The sequence below is a fragment of the Variovorax sp. E3 genome, from assembly GCF_016082275.1.
Taxonomy (GTDB): Bacteria; Pseudomonadota; Gammaproteobacteria; order Burkholderiales; family Burkholderiaceae_C; genus Variovorax.
In genome coordinates this window covers 1-5,337 of the sequence record NZ_MOWM01000275.1, presented here as the reverse complement: position 1 = coordinate 5,337, position 5,337 = coordinate 1, and the positions used below count along the sequence as shown (strand labels likewise).

Sequence of the window (5,337 nt, the reverse complement as noted above, 5' to 3'; positions counted from 1 at the left end):
TCGCGCGCTCTGGCTGCCCCCATCCCAGCCTTCCCCCGGAAGGGGAAGGAGCAAGACCATGACACTTCCTTTTCAATCGGCAGCCATTCTTGGCGCGGGCCTCATGGGGCGCCTGCTCGCGGTCACGCTCGCGCAGGCGGGCTGCAAGGTCGACCTGCATGAAGCCGGCAGCCCCGAAGCCGAAGGCGCGGCGGCGCGCGTGGCCGCGGCCATGCTCGCGCCGCTGGCCGAATCGGCCGTGGCGCCCGTGTCGGTCGTGCGCATGGGGCAACACGCGCTGTCGCGCTGGCCCGAGCTGCTGTCCACGCTCGCGCAGCCCGTGTTCTTCCAGCGCGAAGGCACGCTGGTGCTGTGGCACCGGCAGGACGCCGCCGAAGCCGCGCGGCTCGCGCGCGTGCTCGCCAACACCGGCGCGCAAGTGCCCGAACTCGCACCGATGCAGACGCTCGACGGCCCGGCCATCACCGCGCTGGAGCCCTCGCTCGGCCAGCGCTTCGCGCAAGGCCTGTTCCTGCCGGGCGAAGGCCAGCTCGACAACCGCGCACTGCTTTCTTCATTGCTCGCCACGCTGCAGGCAAGCCCCGGCGTGACGCTGCGCTGGCAATCGCCGCGCGCCCCTTCGGACTTCACACCCGGCACGCCGGGCCAGCCCGACTGGCTGATCGACTGCCGCGGCCTCGGCGCCCGTCCCCAATGGAATGCACTGCGCGGCGTGCGCGGCGAAGTGATCCGCGTGCATGCGCCCGAAGTCACGCTGCAGCGGCCCACGCGCCTCGTGCATCCGCGCTACCCGCTGTACATCGCGCCCAAGCCCGGCAACCTCTTCGTGATCGGCGCGACCGAAATCGAGTCGGACGACACGTCGCCCGCCAGCGTGCGCTCCACGCTCGAACTGCTGAGCGCCGCCTATGCCGTGCACAGCGGTTTTGCCGAGGCGCGCATCGTCGAGATCGCCACGCAGTGCCGCCCCACCCTGCCCGACAACCTGCCCGCCATCGAAAAGCCTCAGCCGCGCGTACTGCGCATCAACGGGCTGTACCGCCACGGTTTCATGATCGCGCCCGCGCTGCTCGACGCCGCGATGGAACTGCTCGCGCACGGCCGCTCGACGCTGGCGGCGAGCTTCGGCATGGAGACCTTCGACACATGAACATCCTGATCAACGACAAGCCCTTCACGCTGCCCGAGCACGCCACGCTGACCGACGCGCTCACCGCGCTGAATGCCGCGCCGCCCTTCGCGGTGGCGGTGAACCGCGAGTTCGTGCCGCGCTCCGCGTATGCCGGGCGCACGCTGCAGCCCGACGACCGCATCGAAGTGATCCGCCCCGTCACGGGCGGCTGAATGAATTTGATGGAGACACGGAACATGACCACGAACGATCCCCTGGTGCTCTACGGCGAAACCTTCCAGAGCCGCCTGCTGCTGGGCACCGCGCGCTACCCCTCGCCCGACCTGCTCGAAGCCGCCGTGCAGCGCGCGAAGCCCGCGATGCTCACCGCGTCGCTGCGCCGCCAGACCGCCAGCCAGGGCTCCGGCAACAGCGAGCTCGGCAACGGTTTCTGGGAGCTGCTGCGCCGCCTCGGCGTGCCGGTGCTGCCCAACACCGCCGGCTGCCACAGCGTGCAGGAAGTGGTGGCCACCGCACAGATGGCGCGCGAACTGTTCGACACGCCGTGGATCAAGCTCGAGCTGATCGGCGACGACTACACGCTGCAGCCCGACACGCTGAACCTCGTCGACGCGGCCTCGCAGCTGATTCGCGACGGCTTCAAGGTGCTGCCCTATTGCACCGAAGACCTGGTGCTGTGCCAGCGGCTGGTCGACATCGGCTGCCAGGCCGTGATGCCGTGGGCCGCGCCCATCGGCACCGGTCGCGGGCCGGTCAACCCCTATGCGCTGCAGGTGCTGCGCGAACGGCTGAAGGTGCCGATGCTGGTGGATGCCGGCCTGGGCCTGCCCTCGCATGCCTGCCAGGTGATGGAGTGGGGCTACGACGGCGTGCTGCTGAACACGGCGGTGGCGCTGGCGCAAGACCCGGTGGCCATGGCCGGTGCATTCGCCGACGCGGTGCAGGCCGGCCGCACCGCGCACCGTGCCGGCGCCATGGCCTCGCAGGACGCCGCGCAGCCCAGCACGCCCGTGCTCGGCACGCCCTTCTGGCACCACGCACCATGAGCACGCTCGACAACGCCCGCGCCGTCGCGCAAGCCATCGTCGCGGCCCACGGGCTGCGCTTCGGTGCCATCACTTCCGCGCCCGTGAGCGCGCCGGTCTTCTCTTCGGACGACCCGGTCTATCGCGGCGCCAAGCAGGCCTGCTCGGCCCTGGGCTTCATCGAGATCGACGCCGAATGCCTCGCCCAGGCCTGGCGCGCACAGACGCTGCGCCTGAGCAATTTCGACGCCGCGCTGTGGCCCGACTCGCCCGCCGATTTCGGCATGCGCCCGTTTCCACCGACCACGCGAGAAGACGCGTTTCCGCCCTGCCCCGAACGCCTCGGCCTCTACGCCGTGCTGCCCGATGCGCAATGGGTCGGCCGCATGGCGCGCGCGGGCGTGCCGACGGTGCAGTTGCGCTTCAAGTCCGATGACGCAGCGGCGGTGGAGCGCGAAGTGCAGGCCGCCGTCGAAGCGGTGCGCGGCACCGACGCGCTGCTCTTCATCAACGACCACTGGCAGGTCGCGATCGCGGCCGGGGCCTACGGCATCCACCTCGGCCAGGAAGACCTCGACGCGCTCCTGCCCGAGCAGCTTGCGCAGTTGCGCGCATCGGGCGCACGGCTGGGCGTCAGCACGCACGGCTATGCCGAAATGGTGCGCGCCGACAAGGTGAGCCCGAGCTACATCGCGATGGGCGCGGTCTACCCGACCACGCTCAAGAAGATGGCGACCGCGCCGCAGGGCGTGGCCCGGCTTGGCGCCTATGCGCGCCTGCTGCGCGGCTACTCGCAGGTCGGCATCGGCGGCATCGACGCGGTGCGACTGCCCGAAGTGCTGGCCACGGGCGTCGGCTCCGTCGCCGTGGTGCGCGCGCTGGTCGCGGCCGAAGACCCCGAAGCCACGGCCGCGCAATGGATGGCGGCGATGACTGCCGCCGCCGGCAACTGAACAGAATGAACCAACCCAAGCCCTCTCCTTTTTCCTGGCCGCTCTCGCCCGTTCCGCGCGCACTGGCCGCCCTCCTCTTCACCGCGGCCTGCGGGGCGCAGGCGCAGCAGGCCGCGTTGCGCGAAGTCACCGTCAATGAAGGCGCGGCCGCGCCGCAGGCCGACATCAGCGGCTTCGGCGACGTGCCGCTGCGCGAGCTGCCGCTGTCGGCCACGGTGATCGACAGCCAGCAGCTGCGCGCCAGCGGCGCGCGCCGGCTCGCGGACCTCACGCAGTTCGACGCCTCGGTCACCGACGCCTACAACTCCGCCGGCTACTGGGACTACCTCACGGTGCGCGGCTTCGTGCTGGACAACCGCTTCAACTACCGGCGCGAAGGCCTGCCGATCAGCGCCGAAACATCGATCCCCCTGGACAACAAGGAGCGCGTCGAAATCTTGCGCGGCACCAGCGGCATCCAGGCCGGCACCAGCGCGCCGGGCGGGCTGGTCAACTACGTCGTGAAGCGGCCGACCGAACAAGACCTGCGCACGGTGCGCATCGAAACCACCAGCCGCGGCAGCCTGCTGGGCGCCATCGACCTGGGCGGGCGCTTCGGCGAGAACCGGCAGTTCGGCTACCGCATCAACGTGGCGAGCGAAAACCTCAAGCCGATCACGCACGACCTCGACGGCAACCGCAACCTGTTCTCGCTCGCGGCCGACTGGCGCATCACGCGCGACTCGGTGCTGGAGTTCGAGATCGAGCAAAGCCGCAAGACGCAGCCGAGCCAGAACGGCTACAGCCTGCTGGGCAGCGTGCTGCCGAGGCCGGTCGATCCGCGCATCAACCTCAACAACCAACCGTGGTCGCAGCCTTCGGTGTTCAAGGCGCTGACGGGCACGGTGCGCTTCAGCCAGGCACTGAACGCCGACTGGCGCTGGAGCGCGCAGATCGGCCAGCAGCGGCTGAAGTCCGACGACCGCCTGGCCTACGCCTTCGGCTGCGGCGCCGAAGGCAACTACGACCGCTACTGCTCCGACGGCACCTTCGACGTCTACGACTTCCGCAGCGACAACGAGCGCCGCACGCAGACCGCGGGCAGCCTGAACCTCAAGGGCAACGTGATGACGGGCAGCGTGAAGCACGAGCTGGGCTTCGGCCTGCTGCAAAGCCGCGTGCGCAACCGCTTTCAGAACCAGGCCTACAACTACGCGGGCGTCGGCAACATCTGGGCCACGGCGATGGTGCCGGCCAGCCCCGACGCGACCACGCCGCAGACCAACCGCGACGAGCGCTCGACCGAGCTGTCGGTGCAGGACGCGATTCACTGGAACGACCGCTTCACCACCTGGCTCGGCGTGCGCCACACGCGACTCGACCGCAGCAGCATCGGCAACGACGGCTCGAACCCGACCGGCTACAAGCAGGACGTGACCACGCCGTGGCTCGCCGCCAGCTATGCGATCCAACCCGGCCTGCTGGCCTACGCGAGCTGGGGCAAGGGCGTGGAGTCGCAGGTCGTGCCGAACAAGAGCACGCAGTACAGCAACGCGGGGCAGGCGCTGCCCGCCCTCACCTCGCGCCAGTGGGAGCTGGGCCTGAAGGGCGGCAACGAGGCCTTCAACTGGCAGCTCGCGTGGTTCGACATCTCGCGGCCCATGACCAACCTCGACCTGTGCAGCGGGCTGTGCGAAGTGCGCAACGACGGGCGCGCGGTGCATCGCGGACTCGAGGCCGGCGCGCAGTGGATCCAGGGGCCGTGGAAACTGGGCGGCAGCATCGCGGTGATCGACGCGAAGCGGCGCGGCAGCACGGCGAACCCGGCGCTCAACGGCCAGTCGCCGACCAACGTGCCCAAGGAAGTGCTGCGCGCGCAGGCTGCTTATCGCGTCGCCTCGGTGCCGGGTCTCGAACTCGCGGGGCAGCTTTCATATGAAGGCCGGCGCAATGTGCTGCCCGATGGTTCGATCACGCTGCCGTCGTGGACGCGCGTCGATGCGGTGCTGCGCTACGACACCAAGCTGCGCGGCGTGAACACGAGCTGGACGCTCGCGGTCGACAACCTGTTCGACCGCCGCTACTGGAAGGAGTCGCCCTACCAGTTCAGCCACGTCTACCTGTTCCCGGGTGCGCCACGCACGCTGCGCCTGGGCGTGAGCATTGCGCTGTGAGTGTGGCGCGCCTCACAAATTGTTTGAAGCAAACATGCAACTTTGAGAAGCGCTAAAAAATCACGCTATAATCT

At 69.6% G+C, this 5,337-nt stretch carries 5 protein-coding genes; all 5 read left to right on the top strand.

Annotated elements, in window-relative coordinates; translation table 11 throughout:
* Positions 1 to 58: 58 nt before the first annotated feature.
* The 5 genes from BMG07_RS39735 to BMG07_RS39715 are packed head-to-tail and all read left to right on the top strand — an operon-like array spanning position 59 to position 5,263.
* Positions 59 to 1,150 carry an FAD-dependent oxidoreductase gene (locus BMG07_RS39735; protein WP_198089077.1) on the top strand — a complete coding sequence of 364 codons (1,092 nt, stop codon included), beginning with the start codon at positions 59 to 61 and terminating at the stop codon, positions 1,148 to 1,150.
* On the top strand, positions 1,147 to 1,344 hold the full coding sequence (gene thiS / locus BMG07_RS39730; RefSeq protein WP_198089076.1) for a sulfur carrier protein ThiS: 198 nt from the start codon (positions 1,147 to 1,149) through the stop codon (positions 1,342 to 1,344). The genes BMG07_RS39735 and thiS overlap by 4 nt, the downstream gene beginning before the upstream one ends.
* Positions 1,345 to 1,368: 24 nt before the next feature.
* A complete protein-coding gene (locus BMG07_RS39725; RefSeq protein WP_198089075.1) occupies positions 1,369 to 2,178 on the top strand; it encodes a thiazole synthase in 810 nt (269 codons plus the stop codon).
* On the top strand, positions 2,175 to 3,110 hold the full coding sequence (gene thiE / locus BMG07_RS39720) for a thiamine phosphate synthase (protein WP_198089074.1): 936 nt from the start codon (positions 2,175 to 2,177) through the stop codon (positions 3,108 to 3,110). The genes BMG07_RS39725 and thiE overlap by 4 nt, the downstream gene beginning before the upstream one ends.
* A 5-nt stretch (positions 3,111 to 3,115) precedes the next feature.
* Complete coding sequence (locus BMG07_RS39715) at positions 3,116 to 5,263, top strand: TonB-dependent siderophore receptor (RefSeq protein ID WP_198089073.1); 2,148 nt, start codon at positions 3,116 to 3,118, stop codon at positions 5,261 to 5,263.
* The last annotated feature ends 74 nt before the right edge of the window (positions 5,264 to 5,337 follow it).

Bases quoted from the DNA above. Each gene is read 5' to 3' on its own strand.
- thiS (WP_198089076.1), top strand. From the start codon at position 1,147: ATGAACATCCTGATCAACGACAAGCCCTTCACGCTGCCCGAGCACGCC.
- BMG07_RS39715 (WP_198089073.1), top strand. From the start codon at position 3,116: ATGAACCAACCCAAGCCCTCTCCTTTTTCCTGGCCGCTCTCGCCCGTT.
- thiE (WP_198089074.1), top strand. From the start codon at position 2,175: ATGAGCACGCTCGACAACGCCCGCGCCGTCGCGCAAGCCATCGTCGCG.
- BMG07_RS39725 (WP_198089075.1), top strand. From the start codon at position 1,369: ATGACCACGAACGATCCCCTGGTGCTCTACGGCGAAACCTTCCAGAGC.
- BMG07_RS39735 (WP_198089077.1), top strand. From the start codon at position 59: ATGACACTTCCTTTTCAATCGGCAGCCATTCTTGGCGCGGGCCTCATG.